At 31.3% G+C, this 18,157-nt stretch carries 18 protein-coding genes; 17 read left to right on the top strand and 1 reads right to left on the bottom strand.

What is annotated here, in order from left to right; translation table 11 throughout:
• Positions 1-3: 3 nt before the first annotated feature.
• Positions 4-1,977, top strand: coding sequence for a UvrD-helicase domain-containing protein (locus tag ILYOP_RS14100; protein ID WP_013389168.1), 1,974 nt, complete (start codon positions 4-6; stop codon positions 1,975-1,977).
• A 540-nt stretch (positions 1,978-2,517) separates the two neighbouring features.
• Here the strand turns inward: ILYOP_RS14100 and ILYOP_RS14095 are convergent.
• Positions 2,518-3,627 carry a coiled-coil domain-containing protein gene (locus ILYOP_RS14095; protein ID WP_013389167.1) on the bottom strand — a complete coding sequence of 370 codons (1,110 nt, stop codon included), beginning with the start codon at positions 3,625-3,627 and terminating at the stop codon, positions 2,518-2,520.
• Between the two features lie 257 nt (positions 3,628-3,884).
• Here ILYOP_RS14095 and ILYOP_RS14090 point away from each other — a divergent pair, with 257 nt between their 5' ends.
• The 16 genes from ILYOP_RS14090 to ILYOP_RS14015 all read left to right on the top strand — a co-directional run bounded on the left by ILYOP_RS14090 (position 3,885) and on the right by ILYOP_RS14015 (position 18,139).
• The gene (locus ILYOP_RS14090; RefSeq protein WP_013389166.1) at positions 3,885-4,406 is read left to right on the top strand and encodes an RIO1 family regulatory kinase/ATPase domain-containing protein; all 522 of its coding nucleotides are present in this window, start codon (positions 3,885-3,887) and stop codon (positions 4,404-4,406) included.
• 50 nt (positions 4,407-4,456) lie between these two features.
• Positions 4,457-5,530, top strand: a complete 1,074-nt coding sequence (locus tag ILYOP_RS14085; RefSeq protein ID WP_013389165.1) for a glycosyltransferase family 9 protein — start codon at positions 4,457-4,459, stop codon at positions 5,528-5,530.
• A gap of 22 nt (positions 5,531-5,552) precedes the next feature.
• Positions 5,553-6,599, top strand: a complete 1,047-nt coding sequence (locus tag ILYOP_RS14080; RefSeq protein ID WP_013389164.1) for a polysaccharide pyruvyl transferase family protein — start codon at positions 5,553-5,555, stop codon at positions 6,597-6,599.
• A gap of 28 nt (positions 6,600-6,627) precedes the next feature.
• Complete coding sequence (locus tag ILYOP_RS14075; RefSeq protein ID WP_083789061.1) at positions 6,628-6,921, top strand: transposase; 294 nt, start codon at positions 6,628-6,630, stop codon at positions 6,919-6,921.
• Positions 6,900-7,805: an IS3 family transposase gene (locus ILYOP_RS14070; RefSeq protein ID WP_148223647.1), complete on the top strand. Its 906-nt coding sequence runs from the start codon at positions 6,900-6,902 to the stop codon at positions 7,803-7,805. The genes ILYOP_RS14075 and ILYOP_RS14070 overlap by 22 nt, the downstream gene beginning before the upstream one ends.
• Positions 7,806-7,891: 86 nt before the next feature.
• On the top strand, positions 7,892-8,758 hold the full coding sequence (locus tag ILYOP_RS14065) for a glycosyltransferase (protein WP_041921307.1): 867 nt from the start codon (positions 7,892-7,894) through the stop codon (positions 8,756-8,758).
• A gap of 81 nt (positions 8,759-8,839) precedes the next feature.
• On the top strand, positions 8,840-9,643 hold the full coding sequence (locus ILYOP_RS14060; RefSeq protein WP_013389162.1) for a hypothetical protein: 804 nt from the start codon (positions 8,840-8,842) through the stop codon (positions 9,641-9,643).
• A 21-nt stretch (positions 9,644-9,664) separates the two neighbouring features.
• Positions 9,665-10,633, top strand: coding sequence for a glycosyltransferase (locus tag ILYOP_RS15375; protein WP_013389161.1), 969 nt, complete (start codon positions 9,665-9,667; stop codon positions 10,631-10,633).
• A 258-nt stretch (positions 10,634-10,891) separates the two neighbouring features.
• Complete coding sequence (locus ILYOP_RS14050; protein ID WP_013389160.1) at positions 10,892-11,449, top strand: acyltransferase; 558 nt, start codon at positions 10,892-10,894, stop codon at positions 11,447-11,449.
• A 14-nt stretch (positions 11,450-11,463) separates the two neighbouring features.
• Entirely contained in the window at positions 11,464-12,594 is a 1,131-nt protein-coding gene (locus ILYOP_RS14045) for a DegT/DnrJ/EryC1/StrS family aminotransferase (protein WP_013389159.1), read from the top strand.
• A gap of 34 nt (positions 12,595-12,628) precedes the next feature.
• Complete coding sequence (gene rfbA / locus ILYOP_RS14040) at positions 12,629-13,492, top strand: glucose-1-phosphate thymidylyltransferase RfbA (protein WP_013389158.1); 864 nt, start codon at positions 12,629-12,631, stop codon at positions 13,490-13,492.
• 11 nt (positions 13,493-13,503) lie between these two features.
• Complete coding sequence (locus ILYOP_RS14035; protein WP_013389157.1) at positions 13,504-14,703, top strand: dTDP-glucose 4,6-dehydratase; 1,200 nt, start codon at positions 13,504-13,506, stop codon at positions 14,701-14,703.
• Positions 14,704-14,726: 23 nt separating this feature from the next.
• Positions 14,727-15,368 (top strand): hypothetical protein, encoded by a 642-nt coding sequence (locus ILYOP_RS14030; RefSeq protein ID WP_013389156.1) that lies wholly within the window; start codon positions 14,727-14,729, stop codon positions 15,366-15,368.
• Between the two features lie 22 nt (positions 15,369-15,390).
• Positions 15,391-16,404: a glycosyltransferase family 9 protein gene (locus tag ILYOP_RS14025; protein ID WP_013389155.1), complete on the top strand. Its 1,014-nt coding sequence runs from the start codon at positions 15,391-15,393 to the stop codon at positions 16,402-16,404.
• Positions 16,405-16,434: 30 nt separating this feature from the next.
• Positions 16,435-17,157 carry a lipopolysaccharide core heptose(II) kinase RfaY gene (locus tag ILYOP_RS14020; protein ID WP_013389154.1) on the top strand — a complete coding sequence of 241 codons (723 nt, stop codon included), beginning with the start codon at positions 16,435-16,437 and terminating at the stop codon, positions 17,155-17,157.
• Positions 17,158-17,173: 16 nt separating this feature from the next.
• Positions 17,174-18,139 carry a GDP-mannose 4,6-dehydratase gene (locus ILYOP_RS14015; RefSeq protein ID WP_013389153.1) on the top strand — a complete coding sequence of 322 codons (966 nt, stop codon included), beginning with the start codon at positions 17,174-17,176 and terminating at the stop codon, positions 18,137-18,139.
• The last annotated feature ends 18 nt before the right edge of the window (positions 18,140-18,157 follow it).

Genomic DNA, 18,157 nt, shown 5'->3' with positions numbered 1-18,157 from the left:
TTTATGAGAAGAGTTATTTTAGGAGAAACCGGAAGTGGGAAAACAAAAAATGCCATAAAAAGATACTGCCGTATGCTGTCAGACGGAATAAACTCCAATGATATACTTGTTCTTGTTGCCAATAGGACAGAGAGAATAAAATGGATGAAAAATGTTGATTATAAGGTAACCTCGCAGCTTAGAATTTTCTCTTATTTTGGTTTTATCCAGAGGGAATTAAAACTATTCTGGCCATTGATTTTGGACAAGTGCAGTCTTGTAAAAAAACATGAGATTGAACCTGTTTTTATGCACTATGAAGCCTCGCAAAGCTTGATGTCCAAGACAGTGGAATTTTACAGAAAAAAAGATTACTTAAAGGGAATCATAAGCAGCGATGAGGAAATATCTAGGAAACTTTTGTCAAACATCACAGGGGCCTCATTGTCTAATACAAGTTATAAGAAAATTGGTGAAAGGATATATAAGAGCAAGACAGAAGACGAAAAACTAGAATTGGAATTTTACAAAGAGATAAACGAAATAACAGTCCGATATATCGAGAGAATACTTGAAGAGGGGATTGTAGACAACGCAGTATCAATTTATCTTTATTTTAACTATCTTCTAAAAGATGGAAAATACCTGGAACATCTTCAAAATAACACAAAATATCTCGTGGTGGACAACCTAGAAAATATATCTATATCACAGGGAGATTTTATAATTGAACTTTCTAAGTGGGTAAAGGGAAGCATCCTTTATTACAATACTGATGGGCCTTATGGGATATACCAGTTTTCAAGAAATTATATAGAAAAGGAATTACTTCCAAATTTTCAGGAGGAAAGGCTGGAAGAAAATAAAAATGCAGAAAAATTTAGAGAATTTATAGAGGCTCTTTCAAAAAATCTCATGCTGGACACCGAAGAAATATCTGAAAATTCAGCTATAAAAACAGATCTTGACAATGAATTCAGAAGTAAAGAGGACAAGAAGGTTCTAAGACTTGTGGCTGAACTTTTGGAACAGGGAGTACCCGGAAATGAAATATCAGTAATTACCCCGAGATATAATGTGACTTTGGATTTTGGACTTTCCAGAATATCAGAGAAAATGGATATAAAATACTTGTATACCTCCAAAAATGATAAGGTTACCGATAATCCCTATGTTTTTGCTCTGATTATTTTTGCCTTGGTTTTTTACAGGTTTGACAAAATAAGAATAAATTATGATGAAATGAAGGTCTTTATAAATATAGTCCTGCAGATGGATCTCATAAGTTCCGCCCTTTTAGCCGATTATCTGTCTAAAAGAGACTACAGACTGGAAAAGGTAGAAGACAAGCAGCTATTAAAAAGGCTACCTAAGGAGAAAATAGAAGAATACAACAACATGGTTGAATTCGTAGAATCCTTGGACAGGGAAATGACCATAAATCAGTTTTTCACGTCGGTGTATCTAGAATATTTCGTAGGCAGAAGTGACGATGCCAAGGATATAAAGGCCTGTAGGGAATTAATGGATTCATCAGAGGACTTTGTGAGGGTGATGGAGAGTTTTCAGATGCTAAAGGATGCAAATTATGAGTTTATAAAATTTATAAGGGAGGGGGCTAAGACGACGCCTACTTTAGAGGATATAGGGGTTAAATTAGAAGGAGGTTACATGTCCCTATCCACTCCAGGGAGTTTTATAGGAACTGGTAGAAAGAGTAAAATACTCATACTTACTGATGTGAGAAATCCCCTCTATACCCTTAAAAGTTATAATGAATTTCAAAACTTATGGTCCTTAAATAAAGACTGGCCTGTAGGCAGAGTCTTCACAGGAGAGGATGAACTTCAGATGGAAAAACTGGATTTAGACGCAGTGTTGAAAAGACTTTTTAAAAGTGTTACTGAAGAAGTATATTTATTTGGGACAATCTATTCAGGGCGTGGGATGGAGCAACACAGTCTTTTTTATGATGCACTTTTAAGGACACTAGATTAAAGTATTGAATTTATTGGGATTCGTTACTTTTCTCTTGAAAGAAAAGCACCCCAAGAGTGTTTCCTCCCTTCGGTCAGGGCATAACCAAAAGTTCAAGCCTGTGAAAAATCAGCTAAATAACCTTGAAAATCCAAGAAGAGTAATGAGACTCAGAAAACAAGTTTCTGAGAACCAGAAAATATACTCGTATAACTCGTTATTTTTTGGCTACTCGCTACGCTCAGACAGTCGATTTTTTCTAAGGATTTCGCTGCGGTTATTCTTAACGCTGATTTTGTCAATGGCAAAAGAAAAGGGATAAAAAAACCTTTCGCAAAAGAGAGTGTTTATAGTTTCGGTTTTAACTCTGTGAAACTCTTTCTCTTTTTCTCTGTGGTCTCTGTGGCCAAAAGGTTTTATCCTTATTCGTGTTAATTTTTTTGCCTTTTATTGGTTTTCATTCGTGACAAAATCTTTTGACTCTGATCTTAGAATAAATTCATCAATTTATTTTAAATAAAAAGAAGCTCACAGGATATTTATTTCCAAGAGCTTCTTTTTCTATATTCTTCTCTGTTTATTATATTCATCAAGTATATCTCTAAATTTTTCCACATGATTGGCTGAGAATCCTTCCTGAAGTAGGATATCAAATTCAAAATTATCAAGGTCGGAGGCAAATTCCATATAGTTATCACTGAAATAATTCAAAAGTTTTCTCTGACGGCTGAAAATCTTTGAGAGTTTATCTCCCTTATAGAGGTATGTTTTTATTTCCCAACTTGTTTTTCCTGAAAAATAATCTTCAAGAACTTTTGAGGCTGTTTCTATATTCTTGATCCCCTCTCCCAAAATTTCAACAAGAGATTTTTCTTTGAGCTCTCTTACTAAAGAAAAGTTCATCTCGGCAAGGGCAGTTTTAATCTCTGAAAATTTTGAGGCAGAAAAAAGCTCCTCTATAGGCAGTTTGTATCTGATTTTATCAGATTTTGGACTGAGGGCCTTGGCCAACCTTTCCCTAAAATCCTCCACCATAGATTCCTTGTTCAAGAGTTCAGAATCCAAAGCATTTATTTTGTCTCTCTGTTCACCGCACAACTTGTTTAAAGAGTCAATTTTGAGTCTCATTTCTTCTAGCTCATCCTTGGATATAAATGAATCTCCTAGGATCTGCATCTGATTTCCTTCGTCTTTCAATTCGTTTAAACGGTTTATCTTTTCTTCTAGCTGGTTTTTAACTTCCTCCTTGGAAAGTTTTAGGTTTTGATTTTCTCCCTCTATAAGTCTGTATGTTTCTGAAAGCTGCAAGTATTTGGTTTTTATTTCATGATTCTCTTCCCTAAGATATTTAAGTTCTAGAGATGATTTTTCGTGGTTATTTTTTAAATTCTCTAAATTTTTCTCAAGTTCAACCTTGGAATTTTTTAAATCTAGGATATGATTTGAAAGTTCAAGGTTTTTCTTGTCCTTGTTTTTTAGGTTCTTTTCATAGATTTCAAGCTGCTTTAAATCGATCCCTACTTTTTTTTTCTCCTCAATGAGTTCTTCCTTCATCTGATTTATGATCTGGTTTCTCTCTTCGATGATGCTGTTTAGAATATCTACCTCATTTGCCTCGTCATTTCTTTTGTTTTTAAAAATACTTCCAAAAAAACTTTCTTTTTTAGACATAAGTTGCCTCCAAAACATATAGATTCTATCAATATAAATTATAGTTTATTTTCTTTAAAAGTTCAAATAAATGAAGATATTTTCCTTTTGAGTAAATTTTATAAAATACTATACTTTATAGTAGACTGAAAATAACAAATAAATTTTAAAAAAGAGAGGTTTTTATGATAATATATATAAAGTAAGAATTTTTATAAAAATGCTATATCATCAAATAAAGTGCACCACTTGAAATAAAAAACTTTGAGAGGTAAAAAATGGAAATAATTGTTGACCATAAAAGGTGTAAAGTTTTTTTTGATACGGAAAAAAATGTTTTCGTAAAAAGATTTTATCCTAAATTTGAAAATAGATTAAAATTCTTTTTACGATTTAGAAGATATCCTGGAGAAAATTTTAGATATATCTCAGAAGAATTAAGGAAAATAGGAGTAAAAGTGCCTCAAATCGTATCTTCAAATAAGTATGAGGTCATTACAAAAAAGATTGAGGGTGTTATATTATCTAAATATTTTGATGAAAATGGCTATGATGATGAGGTTGTAAAGGAGTTTCTAAATATAATTGTAAGAATACTGAATTCAAATATATATTTTGGAGATTTTAATACAAGCAACTTTATTTTTTCAGATGGCGAAATATTTGCAATAGATTTAGAAGACTACAGAAAAGAAAAACTTCTAAAGAGAGATAAAAATGAAGCTTTAAGAAGGCTGAAAAAAACTTTAAAAAATGATAAGTGGTACCGTTATGTAATAAACCTTATTGAAGAAGAATAAGTTTAGAGAGTAACTATATTTATTAATATTTAAATTATTAGGGGTTGATTATGTTAAGTAAAATTAATCGAGTTTTACAAGATTGGTTTAGGCCTAAAAGACTGGCCATAGGAAGATATTTTTGGGATCGTAAGGACAATAAAATTGAAAATATAGATATGGATAAAGTAAAGAAAATATTGTTTTTGAGATATGATGGGAAAATAGGGGATATGATCATTAATACTTTTATGTTTCGAGAAATAAAAAAAGTATACCCTGATATTGAAATCGGTGTAGTCGCTCGTGGTGCCAATAGACAAGTAATAGAGAATAATCCTAATGTGGATAAAATATATGAATATGATAAGAATAGTAAAAAAATTAAGAGTCTGGCTAAGAAAATAAAAGAAGAGAACTATGACCTTTTGATAGATTTTTCTGAAATCCTTAGAGTAAAACAAATGATGTTTATTAGTCTCTGTGGAGCCAAACAAAATATAGGCATAAATAAAAATGGCTGGAATATTTTCGATGTAAGCCTCGATTACAAGGAGGAAAAAAAACATATAACAAATAGATATTCTAAAGTTTTGGAATTATTTAATATAAATAATGCAGATATATCTTATGATATTTATCTTACGATTGAACAAGATAAAATGGGGGAAAACTTCAGAAAAAATATACCACAAAAAAAATTAGTGGCATTAAATCCATATGGAGCCAGTAAGTATAGGACCTTTAATACAGAAAAAATACTGGAAATAGGAAGAAAAGTTTTGAGTGATTCGGAAAGTGCATTAACTTTTATTTTTTCACCAGATAAGAAAAAAGAGATAGAAATATTTGTAAAAGAACTTGGCGAAAGAGTTTACCTTTGTGAGGAGGCAATAGATATAATGGACTCGGCGGCTATCCTAAAATATTCAGATCTTATAATTACAACGGATACCTCAATAGTTCATCTAGGCGTTGCACTAGATAAGAATATGATCACTGTGTATAGAAGTGATGAAGGAACCAGAGAACACAACAGTCTAGTGTGGGGTCCGAATTCAGACAAGGTAAGTATAATTTATTCTGATCCCAATTTTATAGAGGGTGAAGAGGCAGATATAAACAGATTTGAATTTAAAATATAAAATTTTGGAGGGGTTTAAAATTATGAACATAGTATTTTCAACAACAAGACAGTGGAATCCAGGTGATGAATTTATATTAATGGGAGCTATAAATTTACTGAAAGAATATTTTGGAGATTTTAATCCTGTAATTTACAACAGGAATCCACAGACGAGAAGAGCCAGAAAATATGATGTTGTAAAAGCAACAGACAAATTATTGGGCGGGGAAGTTATTGAAAAGTTTTTGGATAACTCTGTAAAAGACGGGATGGATCTTTCGTTTGCGGATTTAATTGTTTTTGCTGGATCTCCAGAGTGGAGAGGTAGAAGAGTGGAAAGCTTATATAAATATGCAAAAGATTATAATATCCCTGCAATATTTTTAGGGATAGGAACAGGTGGAGAATTTAAATTTGAAGATAAATCTTTTAGCGACCTAGAAAGAGAAATTTTTAGAAAATCTAAAGTCATAACTGTGAGAGATCATACAACACAAAATGGGTTAGAAGGTTTAGATGCTAGATATATCCCTTGTCCAGCACTTTTATCTGCTAAAAAAGAAAGGGAAGTAAAAGAAGTAAAGAAGGTAGGTATAATGTATGCTACCAATAAAGCTGTAAAAAATAACAATGTTTCGGCAGAAACATACGAATACATAATGTCTTTATATAGGGAATTTTTAGTGAGATATAAAGATAAATATGAAATAGAATTTGTTGCTCATTATATTGATGAATTACCTGAATTCAAGAAAGACTTTCCGAATGAAATTATAAATTATTCATATGATTCTAAAGATTATATAGATATTTATGGTAAGTTTGACTTAATTATAGGAACAAGGGTTCATGGAGTTGGAATTTCTGCATCACAGGGAATACCGGGGATAATGTTGGCACATGATTTCAGAGCAGATACAGTTAAAGGTTTCAAAGGTGAACTTGTGAAAATTGGAGAAGATGAAAATGTATTCTTTGATACAATTGATAAATTAATTTTAGAGATAGAAAATAAGTCTAAAGATTTGATAACTCATAAGTGGTGTTATGATGGTTTAGTAGACAGTTTAGCACTCAAAAATATATAATAAAAAATAAACATATTTAGGAGTGGCTATGATGGAAGAAAAAAGAAGATATGCAAGATTTTCAGAGGAGAAACAGAAGCAAATCGCTGAGCTTTCTTTCCTTAAAATAAAAACAAAGGTAGAGCTATCAAATGAATACGGTATTACCACTAATACTGTTGCTGCCTGGGAAAAGAAATACTTTGGAGGTCCTAAGAAGGACATGGAGTTAAGCGCTCAAGACAAAGAAATTATCAGGTTGAAAAATCTACTTAAGGAAAAAGAAGAGGATATAGAGATCTTAAAAAAGGCTACAGCCATATTCTCAAGGAAAAAAAGATAACTAAGAGGGAACTCTTTATCTTCGTTGAAATACACAGAAATGTTCATTCTATATCTCAGATATGTAGAGCCCTAGAAGTCTCTCGAAGTGGTTTTAATAAGTTTCAGAATAACAAAACTACTGAGAGAAAGAAAAAGGATCAAGGGATTCTAGATAGTATTCTAGAGGTCAGAAAGAACAGACATAAGAGGAGCTATGGAGCCCCTAGACTAAAGGTTGAGCTCAAAGATGAATATGGCATAATAACAAGCGAAAGACGAATAAATAGAATAATGAAAGAAAATGATATATCAGTTAATTCTACCAAGAAGTTTAAAACAGGAAATGAAAAGAGTAAAAGAGAAAATATCACAGGAAATATTGTAAAAAGAAAATTCAAAGTAGGTAGAAAAAATGAGGTCTGGGTTACAGATATCACATATATTTGGACAAGCGAAGGTTGGCTATATTTAAGCACAATTATGGATCTTTTTTCTAGAAGGATTATCGCCTACGATATAGGTAAGCGCATGACTAGTGAGTTAGTAATAGATACTTTAACAAGGTCATTTTTACTGGAGGAACCAGAGGAAGAACTGATAATTCATAGTGATCAAGGATCGCAATATTCGAGTAGGGAGTACTCTAACCTTGTAAAGAAGCTAGGATTAATCCAATCTATGAGTAGACGTGGGAACTGTTATGATAATGCAGTAATAGAATCCTTTCATGCTTCTTTGAAGAAAGAGATGATTTATGTAGAAGGTTTAGTAACTAAAAGGTATATGAAGGCAATGGTATTTGATTACATAGAATTTTATAATAAAGAGAGGAGACACAGTTTCTTAGGAAATGTCTCCCCTGTTGAGTTTGAAAAAATACAGAAAAAATTGGTGTTAGGTTGACTACTATATTGACAGAAGACCATAAGAAAGAAGTTAAAGATATTTACTTAAAACTTTTCAAAGAAAAGAAACTTTAAGACGGGTGAATAAAAGTGAAAATAAGTGTAATTGTAACTGTTTATAACAGGTTTGAATATGCAAGAAACATCTTAAAATGTCTTATAAATCAGACATGCACGATACACGAATTAATTTTTGCAGATGATGGATCTAAGGAAAATTTATTTGATGCAGTAAAGGATTTGATACCTAAATGCAATTTTAAAATAAAGCATATATATCAAGAAGATTTAGGATTTAGAGCATCAAAAAATAGAAATAATGGTGCAAGAGAAGCGGAAGGGGACATACTATTGTTCATGGATCAAGATGTTATATTCCCTGATAATTTTATAGAAAAATTTTTAAATGATAGTCAAGAAGGGAAATTTATTTTTTCTAGAGCTATTAATAGTACAGAAAATGAAAAATTAAGAATAGAAGAATTAATTAATTTAGATGGAAAATATTCAAAAATTTATAAAGATGTTGACTATAGAGAAAAAATAAAACAAAGAAAGCAGAAAAACAATAAAGATATTTTTTATAATTTTCTTTACTCTATAAAATTAAGAAGTAGAGGTGCTAAGATTCCTTCAATGATATTTTCTATAAATAAAAATGACTTTATAAAAGTCAATGGGTTTGATGAAAATTTTGAAGGGTGGGGGCATGAAGATGATGACCTTTTTAATAGACTCTATAAAGCTGGCTTTGCGTCAAAACCTATATTTTTTGATATGCCTCCTATTCATATGTGGCATCATCATGAGAAAAGTAAAAAGGAAAGTCCGAATGAAAGATATTATAGGAAAAGAAAAGAAGAAATTTCAAGAAAAAACTACAGGTGTGTAAATGGATATAAAAATTCATCTAAGAATGATAATAAAATTCATCTTAAAATTTTAAATTAATTTAAATTATATTTGTAAGTCGGGAGTGACTCAAATGCAATGTAAGTCAACAGAAACATTTATTTCAAAGGGAGTCTTATTATGATTTATCTATTTTTTTACATACTTTGGAGTTACATTATCTTCAAAAAAAACCGGAAAGGGTCTTTTCTTAGAAGTTTGCCTCGAGACATAAAAAAATTAAACCTTGGAAGTTCACATGGGGTATTTTCTTTTGACCATACAGGGAAAAATGAATTTAATGGAGCTCAGGACTCCCAGACATTTTATTATGATTTAAAAGTTTTGAAAAAAATATATTCGAATATTCAAGAGGGGGCAACAGTATTACTACCTGTAAGTTATTTCTCTTTTTCAAGCAATGAATTGTGGTCATCTCGTGACTTGATTAAATATTTAAAAACATTTTCGTTAGGAGATTTTAAAGGGAAAATAAAATTAGAATATATTTTTTATAATTTTTTTCCTTTATTTTACAGTTTAAAAAAGAAATTAAATAAAAAGAAAATCAGGGTTAAAAAAACTAGAGAACAAAGAATTGAAGGACATGTAAAACTTTTTAGAGATAAAAAATATTTAAAACATAATGAAAGTCTCTTATCAGAAATAATATATCTTTTACAAAAAAAGGATTGTAAGATTTTCTTAATCACTACTCCATTCTATAGAGAATATAATAATTTTTTCTCAAAGGATGAATTACTAGTTTTTTTTACTTATTTAAATAATTTTGCCACAAAGCACAATGCTACTTATTTAAACTATTCAGACAATAAATATATTGCCAATAATAGGGACTTGTTTAATGATTTCGATCATTTAAACCTTGAAGGTAGAAAAAAATTTCTAGAAATTTTGAGTGGCGATTTTAAGGCTAAATTATGAAAAAAAGCAGGGGTGAGATAAATGCTTATAAGTGTTTTGGTTATAACGTATAACCAAGAAAAGTATATTAGAAAATGTTTGGATAGTATATTAGAACAGAAAGGAGATTTTCAACTGGAAATTCTAGTAGGAAATGATAAGTCTCCTGATAGCACAGAAAGAGTATTAAAAGAATATGAAAATGATAAAAGATTTATTATTCTGAACAGAAAAAAGAATATTGGAGCTACTAAAAATTTATATGATCTATTTAAAAAAGCTAAAGGTGAGTATATAGCTGTTTTAGAGGGGGATGATTTTTGGACAGACACCAAAAAAATTCAAAAGCAAATAAAAGTTTTAGAAGATAATGAAGATGGGATATTGTGTTTTTCATATTCTCATACAGTTGATGAAAATGGTAATATAGTAGGGGAAAAATTCCAACCTATATACACAATAAATAATATAAAGGAGTTAATCTTAAACAGAAATGGAATTCCCACAGGAACAATTCTTTTTAAAAATATTTTTTTAGAAAATAAAGAAAACAATTGTGATGGCAGAGGAATAGAGGAATTTCTTACAACTAGCAATATAATCGGAGATTTACCTCTTTTTGCTTTTTTAATTAAATTAGGTAAATTTTACAATTTAAAAGAGAAAACAGGTGCTTATAGATACATAAAAAGTGACTCTACTTCTTTTTCATCAATGGCAGCAATTAAACAGAATATTGAATTGGAAAAAGTTATAATAGGAATAAAAAAATATTATGGATCAGAATATTCATTTTTTATAAATTGCTATCTAAACAGAAGAAGAAAGGCACATATAAAAATTTTAAAAAAAGAAAAAAAAGATTTTAAAAAATATAGAAACTCTTTAAATCTAGAAGAAAAGGTAAGCTTATTTTTATATAATATATTTTCTCCACTTGATAATTTAAGATATAGCCTATATAAGAAAAAAATAAAAAAATCTATAAATAATAATTTATTCAACCTGTGAAAATTTAATATTATAATAATAGGGTTTAAAAACTATCTCCCTGTTCAATTTTTGCTTAAATATTTAAACTTTTAGTTCTTTTAAGTACTGCTTTTTAAAAAGTAACTTTTAAATTTTAACCTTAAAAAGCTTTTGCTCTATTATTATTTCAAAATTATGTGTCATATGTGTGGCACCTCAAAAATATAAAGCTAAATAATGTAAAATAAATTTTTTGTATAAGTCGAATATTAAACAAACTATATAACAGGAGGCGAGATGTCTTTTTATAATAAAGAAGAACTCAAGGGTATCGGATTAAAAAGTTTTGGTGAAAATGTTTTAATTAGCAGAAAAACGAGTATATACGGGGCTGAAAATATTTCTATTGGTGATAATGTAAGAATAGATGATTTTTGTATACTTAGTGGGGTTATAAGTATAGGATCTCATATTCATATAGCTGCAGGAAATTATATTTTTGCTGGTAATGCAGGAATAGTATTAAAAGATTTTGTAGGATTATCTTCTAGATGTTCAATATATGCTGTATCCGATGACTACACTGGAGCAGCTTTAATAGGTCCAATTATACCAGAAAAATACAGGCGAATTAAGTCACGGAAGGTAATCTTAGAAAAATATACCGTTTTAGGAACTGGAACAATACTTTTACCAGGGGCGTATCTTGAAGAAGGGGTAGCTGTTGGAGCGAATAGCTTAGTTTATAAAAAGTTGAAAGGATGGTCCATATACAGTGGTTCTCCAGCAATCAAAATTAGAGATAGAAAAAAAGAACTTCTTGAAAAAGTTAAAGAATTTGAAAATGATTATTAAAGAGAGGAAAAATTATGAGAAAAAAATCTGATTCCCCTATTATGATAACAAAATCTTTTCTTCCGCCAATAGAAGAATATAAAAAAGAGATAGAAAGAATTTGGGAGACAAACTGGCTTACCAATATGGGACCCATTCACCAGGAGTTTAAATTAAAACTGAAAAAGTATTTAAAGTGCGAGAACATTTCTCTTTTTGTTAATGGTCATCAATCACTTGAAATTGCTTTAAAGTCTTTGGAATTAAAAGAGGGGGGAGAGGTAATAACCACTCCGTTTACCTTTGCATCTACAACTCATGCGATTGTAAACTGCGGATTTAAACCTGTATTCTGCGATATTGAATTAGATACTTATAATATAGATGTTGAAAAAATAGAAAAACTTATAACTGAAAAAACAGTAGCGATTGTTCCGGTTCATGTATTTGGTAACCCATGTAATGTTAAAAAAGTCGAAGAGATAGCCAAAAAATATAACATAAAGGTTCTCTATGACGCTGCCCACACATTTGGAGTTGAAATCGATGGCAAAGGAATAGGAAGTTTTGGCGATATATCCATGTTTTCACTTCATGCCACAAAAGTTTTCCATTCAATAGAGGGAGGGATTTTAACTTATAGAGACGAAACTTTAGGAAAAAACCTTAAGAATTTAAAAAATTTTGGAATAACAGGTCCAGAAGAAGTTGTAACTGTGGGTGGAAATTCAAAAATGAATGAATTTCAAGCAGCAATGGGGATTGTAAATTTAAGGTATGTAGATAAAGAGATAAAGAGTAGAGAAAAAGTTGCAGAAAAATATAGGGATGGTCTTAAAGATATTTCTGGTATTAGATTTTTAAAAGATATTCCAGGAGTGAGACATAATTATGCTTATTTTCCAATTTTGGTAAATGAAGAGAAATTTGGCATAACTAGAGATGAGTTGCATGATAAATTAAAAGAATATAATATTTTCACAAGAAAATATTTTTATCCAATTATTACAGAATACGAGTGCTACAGGAGTAAATATAAAACAGAAAATTTAAAAAATTCAAAATATGTTGGAGAAAGAATTTTAACTTTACCAATGTATGGATCTTTAAATATCCAAGATATTAATTATATTTTAGATAGTATTAAAAAATGCCAGTTAGTTTAATAAATTTGTATTCAAGTTAGGGGGGAGAAATGATTTGAAGGGAATAATACTTGCCGGTGGCTCAGGAACAAGGCTTTATCCAGTAACGAAAGCTATAAGTAAACAGATAACACCAATATATGATAAACCAATGATTTATTATCCTCTATCGGTTTTGATGCTAGCTGGTATAAGGGAGATACTGGTGATATCAACCCCGAGAGATATAAGTGTATTTAAGGAGCTCTTGGGGGATGGGAGTGATTTTGGATTAAAAATTGAGTATGCTGTCCAGGAGAAACCAAATGGTCTAGCCGAGGCTTTTATAATTGGGGAAGAATTCATTGGGAATGACAGTGTAGCCCTTGTTTTAGGGGATAATATTTTTTACGGGTATGGATTTGGAAGTATATTGGGGAATGCCGGTAAATTATCAGAAGGGGCAAAAATTTTCGGGTATTACGTCAAAAATCCAAGTGCTTTTGGAGTGGTGGAATTTGATTCAAGTGGAATGGTTATTTCACTCGAAGAAAAGCCTGAGCAACCAAAATCTAACTATGCAATACCTGGTCTCTATTTTTATGATAAAACAGTTGTTGGAAAAGCTAAAAAAATAAAACCATCTGTCAGGGGCGAATTAGAGATAACAGATATAAATAGACTTTATCTTGAAGAAGAGAATCTGAGCTGTATAAACCTTGGGAGAGGTATGGCTTGGCTGGATACAGGGACATTTGAGGGACTTTTAGATGCCACAAATTTTGTCAAGGCTGTGCAAGACAGGCAGGGGATAATGATAGCTTGTCCCGAGGAGATAGCATATCTAAAAGGGTGGATATCCAAAGAAAAAATTAAAGCGTTAACAGAACCACTTTTAAAAACACATTATGGACAGTATTTGATAAACTTGATAAAATAAAGGGGTATAAAATGAATTATTTAGTGACAGGCGGAGCTGGTTTTATAGGTGCCAATTTCATAAAATATATTTTGAAAAAATATAAAAAAATAAGCATAATAATTTTAGATAAGCTTACCTATGCTGGAAATCTGGGAACAATCAAAGAGGAACTTTCAGATAATAGAGTTACCTTTGTAAAAGGTGATATCTGTAATAGGGAATTAGTTGAAAATATATTTATGAAATATGATATAGATTGCGTTGTAAACTTTGCAGCAGAATCTCATGTGGACAGAAGTATAGAAAATCCAGGTATATTTTTGAAAACCAATATCATAGGGACGCAGACTTTACTGGATGCAGCCAAGGCACATTGGACAATTGGAAAAGATGAAAAAGGATACCCTCTATATAAAGATGGTAAAAAATTCCTCCAAGTATCAACAGATGAAGTTTATGGAAGTCTTGAGAGAGACATACCTGAAGGTACAGAGTTGAAAGTTGAAACTGAAGAGTTGAAAGTTATACTTAAGGACAGAGAAGTAATGCCAAGGATTTTTGGAGAAAATTTCTTTACAGAAAAAACATCCCTTGATCCGAGTTCTCCTTATGCCACATCTAAGGCTGGTGCTGATATGCTTGTGAGGGCATATTGGGAAACCTATCATATGCCGGTTAATGTAACCAGATGTTCAAATAACTATGGACCGTACCATTTTCCGGAAAAATTAATTCCATTGATTATAAAAAATATATTAGAAGGGAAAAAACTTCCTTTGTATGGTGACGGAAAGCAAGTAAGAGACTGGCTTTATGTGGAAGACCACTGTAAAGGGATAGACATGGTAATCAATAGTGGCAGACTTGGAGAACCATACAATATAGGTGGATTTAATGAAGAGCAAAATATAACTATAGTGAAGTTAACTATAGATACTATAGCTCGACTCATGAAAGAACAGCCAAATTATCAGAAGATTTTAAAGACTAGTTTAGAGAATATAAATCATAATTTAATTGCTCATGTACATGATAGACTTGGACACGATGCAAGATATGCCATAGATCCTACTAAGACAGTAAGAGAATTAGGTTTCTATCCAGAAACTTCATTTGTAGTAGGGATAGAAAAAACTATAAAGTGGTATCTTGATAATCAGGAATGGGTAAAGGAAGTGGTTAGTGGAGACTATGTAAAATACTATGAGAATATGTATTGTGAAAAATAGTTGTTTACGAGGTGGCGGGAAATATGGTAAATAGGGAAAAATTTTTAGAATATTTTGATGAAAATAAAACAAAAGAAAAAAAGTGTATACAAAATACAAAAAATAGAAGAATTGTATTTATGGAAGAAATTAATGGGGAAAAATATTATATAAAAAAATACATACCACGGAAACAAAGAAAAAGATCCATAGCTTTTGGGCTTCAAAGAGACAGGGCGGAACACTATAAATTTATATCGGGAAAACTAGAAAAACTAGACATCCCACATATAAAGCCGGAGTTTGTAATTATTAACAAAAAATCATTTTTTGAAAGAGAGTCGATATTGGTAACAAAAGATGGAGGAGTGCCGCTTGTAGAAATTTCAAATTTTCATCAAAATATGAAACTTCTAGATAAATTTTTTGATTATTTTATAAGACTTTGTAAAAATGGTATATATCCTACTGATTATAACTATAAAGGAACTTTAGTAAATAATGATGAGCTTTATCTAATAGATTTTGATTCCTATAGAACGAAATTAGTTGTTACAAAAAAATTTAAAAAATATGTTATTTACAAATTAGCTAGAAGAACATATATGGAGACAAATCTTGGAAAAGAATTTGATCACTATTTGAAAAGTCAAGTTTTTAGAGTCCGTAAGGAATTAGGTTGGTAAAAAAAATAAATGGAGCGTACTAATGAAAATACTAGTAGTCAGATTTAAGCAGATAGGGGACTCTGTATTGGCAACCCCTATCTGCGGAAGTTTAAAAAAAACATATCCAGACAGTGAAATAGATTACGTGGTATATGAGCATATAGCTCCTCTTTTTGAAAATCATCCCTGTATAGACAATGTAATATCCATAACAAGAGAGGAACAGAAAAATCCTTTTAAATATCTTTCCAAGGTATGGAAGGTTACCAGGAAAAAGTACGATATAGTTATTGATATAATGTCCACTCCAAAGAGTGAAGTTTTCACTCTTTTATCTCCAGGTGCAAAATACAGGATAGGGAGAAGAAAGCCAAAGAGGGGTTATACATATACTCACAAAACGGACGAACCAAAAGATGCAAAGGACAAAGTGGATAAATTTCTGAAAATGCTGAAACCTCTTGAAAATGACGGAATAGACGTGAAATATGATTCAGATTATAAAATCTATGTAAGCGTTGAAGAGAAAAATATTTTCAAAAAAAGAATGGAGAAATCAGGCGTAGATTTTGACAGGCCTGTGTTTGCCTTCGCTATAAATTCCAGAAGGCCTCATAAAATATGGAAAAAAGAGCATATGATGGAGGTTATAAAGCATTGTATAGAAAAATATAATGCTCAGATAATATTCTATTATTCTCCAGCGGAAAAGGCCTATGCCAAGGAAACCCACGAGATAATGAATTGGAATGAAAATATATTTTCCAACGTAGAGACTAAATCTATAAGAGAACTGGCCATGCTTCTTGCAAACTGTGACTTTTTTACGGGAAACGAGGGGGGGCCAAGGCATATAGCACAGGCCTTAGATATTCCAAGTCTCGCTATATTCAGTCCTAGTGCTTCTAAAAAGGAGTGGCTATCCAATGCAAATGACAGGCATCAGGGTATAGAAACAAAGGATATAGGGGCTAAAGAATATTTTGATATAAAGCCCAGTCATGTAATAGAAAAACTGGACGATATGATAGACAGGTATGTTGAGAAAAGATAATTTTCTGTTTTTAACTTTGAAAGGAACCTTATGAATGATTTTATAGAAAAAGAGTATAAGGGATATAAATTGTTTTTTTATGATTCCGAAATCGAAAATATTTTAAAAAAAATAGCAGATAATGACATTGAAATAAAAGAGGAGTTTAAAAATACTCTGCGTAATTATGTAGTGAAAATAAATTATGATGGTAAAGATTATGTTATGAAATCTCCAAGAAACGAATTTAGAATACCCCAGAGGAAATTTTTTACTCTTTTCAAGTCTGGAGAAGCAGTGGAGACCCTTAAAAATATTAATATCTTAAAAGAAAAAGGTTTGGATATCTTTGCTATGCCTCTAGGAGCTATTGTAAATAGAAAATATGGTATGATTGAAGAATCCTGTATAATTTTCGAGATGGCAGACGGGGAAGCTGTTTTAAAAAATAAGCATATGGCGGTAGAGGCTACAAAAGAAATGCATAAGTACGGAGTCTATCATGGAGACTGTAATCCGAGTAATTTTATAATTACAAAAGAAGGTGTCAAGGTGATAGATACTCAGGCCAAAAAAATGTGTTTTGGAAATTACAGGGCACATTATGATATGGTCACTATGAAAAATGACTCTTATAAGGAGATGATATACCCGTATAGGAAAAATATTTTTTATTATCTCGTACTTTTAGTGAAATTTTTTAAAAGAAATCCCATAGTGGCAAAGATAAAAAAGAATAAGAAGATCTTGAGGGATAAAGGTTGGAAAATATAGATTAGGAGATGATCTAATGAAAAAATACCTTGTAACTGGTGGAGCAGGATTCATAGGCTCACATCTATGCGACTACTTGCTCGATAGAGGACACAAAGTAGTGGTTGTAGATAATTTTAATGCCTATTATGATGTGGAAATAAAAGAAAGAAATGTAGGGAGTAATCTAGATAATCCAAACTACAAGTTGTATAGAGGGGATATAAGGGATATTGATTTTCTCAAAAAGATATTTCAAGATGAAAAGATAGATGCAGTTATAAATCTGGCAGCCATGGCTGGGATCAGACCTTCTCTAGAGAACCCGATGCTTTATGAAGAGGTAAATATAAGGGGCCTAATGAACCTTTTAGAGCTTAGTAAGGCTAATGGTATAAATAAATTTATTCAGGCATCCTCTTCATCGGTGTATGGTAATAACAAAAAAGTGCCATTTAAGGAAACGGCAGTGGTGGATTTTGCCATATCCCCCTATGCTGCAACAAAAAAATCCGGAGAAGTGATGGGGCATGTGTATCATTACCTCTATAACATCGATATGATCCAGCTAAGGTTCTTTACAGTGTATGGTCCTAGGCAGAGACCGGATCTTGCTATACATAAGTTTACAGGGATGATAACAGCTGGAGAAGCAATTCCTTTCTATGGTGACGGGACAACTCAGAGGGACTATACTTATATAGATGATATTATAGACGGAATAGTGAAATCAATAAGATACCTCGAAAATAACGATAATGTATATGAAATCTTTAACCTGGGGGAATCTCACACTATATCTCTCAAGGAGATGGTAGGAACTATAGAGGAAGAGCTAGGTATAGAGGCGAAGATAAACAGACAGCCTATGCAGCCTGGAGACGTTGAGAAGACTTATGCAGACATAAGTAAAGCAAAAGAGATTTTAGGTTATAATCCCAAGACTGAGTTTAAGGATGGGATAAGAAAGTTTGTACAGTGGTATAGAGAGAATAATAGCTGATAATTATATTAAAATAAA

It is taken from the genome of Ilyobacter polytropus DSM 2926 (assembly GCF_000165505.1).
Lineage (GTDB): Bacteria > Fusobacteriota > Fusobacteriia > Fusobacteriales > Fusobacteriaceae > Ilyobacter > Ilyobacter polytropus.
The sequence above is the reverse complement of the archived record's forward strand: the minus strand, read 5'-3'. Positions and strand labels throughout refer to the sequence as shown.

Excerpts from the sequence above, each read along its gene's own strand:
- ILYOP_RS14100 (WP_013389168.1), top strand. The coding sequence starts at position 4 with ATGAGAAGAGTTATTTTAGGAGAAACCGGAAGTGGGAAAACAAAAAAT.
- ILYOP_RS14095 (WP_013389167.1), bottom strand. The coding sequence starts at position 3,627 with ATGTCTAAAAAAGAAAGTTTTTTTGGAAGTATTTTTAAAAACAAAAGA.
- ILYOP_RS14090 (WP_013389166.1), top strand. The coding sequence starts at position 3,885 with ATGGAAATAATTGTTGACCATAAAAGGTGTAAAGTTTTTTTTGATACG.
- ILYOP_RS14085 (WP_013389165.1), top strand. The coding sequence starts at position 4,457 with ATGTTAAGTAAAATTAATCGAGTTTTACAAGATTGGTTTAGGCCTAAA.
- ILYOP_RS14080 (WP_013389164.1), top strand. The coding sequence starts at position 5,553 with ATGAACATAGTATTTTCAACAACAAGACAGTGGAATCCAGGTGATGAA.
- ILYOP_RS14075 (WP_083789061.1), top strand. The coding sequence starts at position 6,628 with ATGATGGAAGAAAAAAGAAGATATGCAAGATTTTCAGAGGAGAAACAG.
- ILYOP_RS14060 (WP_013389162.1), top strand. The coding sequence starts at position 8,840 with ATGATTTATCTATTTTTTTACATACTTTGGAGTTACATTATCTTCAAA.
- ILYOP_RS15375 (WP_013389161.1), top strand. The coding sequence starts at position 9,665 with ATGCTTATAAGTGTTTTGGTTATAACGTATAACCAAGAAAAGTATATT.
- ILYOP_RS14050 (WP_013389160.1), top strand. The coding sequence starts at position 10,892 with ATGTCTTTTTATAATAAAGAAGAACTCAAGGGTATCGGATTAAAAAGT.
- ILYOP_RS14045 (WP_013389159.1), top strand. The coding sequence starts at position 11,464 with ATGAGAAAAAAATCTGATTCCCCTATTATGATAACAAAATCTTTTCTT.
- ILYOP_RS14035 (WP_013389157.1), top strand. The coding sequence starts at position 13,504 with ATGAATTATTTAGTGACAGGCGGAGCTGGTTTTATAGGTGCCAATTTC.
- ILYOP_RS14030 (WP_013389156.1), top strand. The coding sequence starts at position 14,727 with ATGGTAAATAGGGAAAAATTTTTAGAATATTTTGATGAAAATAAAACA.
- ILYOP_RS14025 (WP_013389155.1), top strand. The coding sequence starts at position 15,391 with ATGAAAATACTAGTAGTCAGATTTAAGCAGATAGGGGACTCTGTATTG.
- ILYOP_RS14020 (WP_013389154.1), top strand. The coding sequence starts at position 16,435 with ATGAATGATTTTATAGAAAAAGAGTATAAGGGATATAAATTGTTTTTT.
- ILYOP_RS14015 (WP_013389153.1), top strand. The coding sequence starts at position 17,174 with ATGAAAAAATACCTTGTAACTGGTGGAGCAGGATTCATAGGCTCACAT.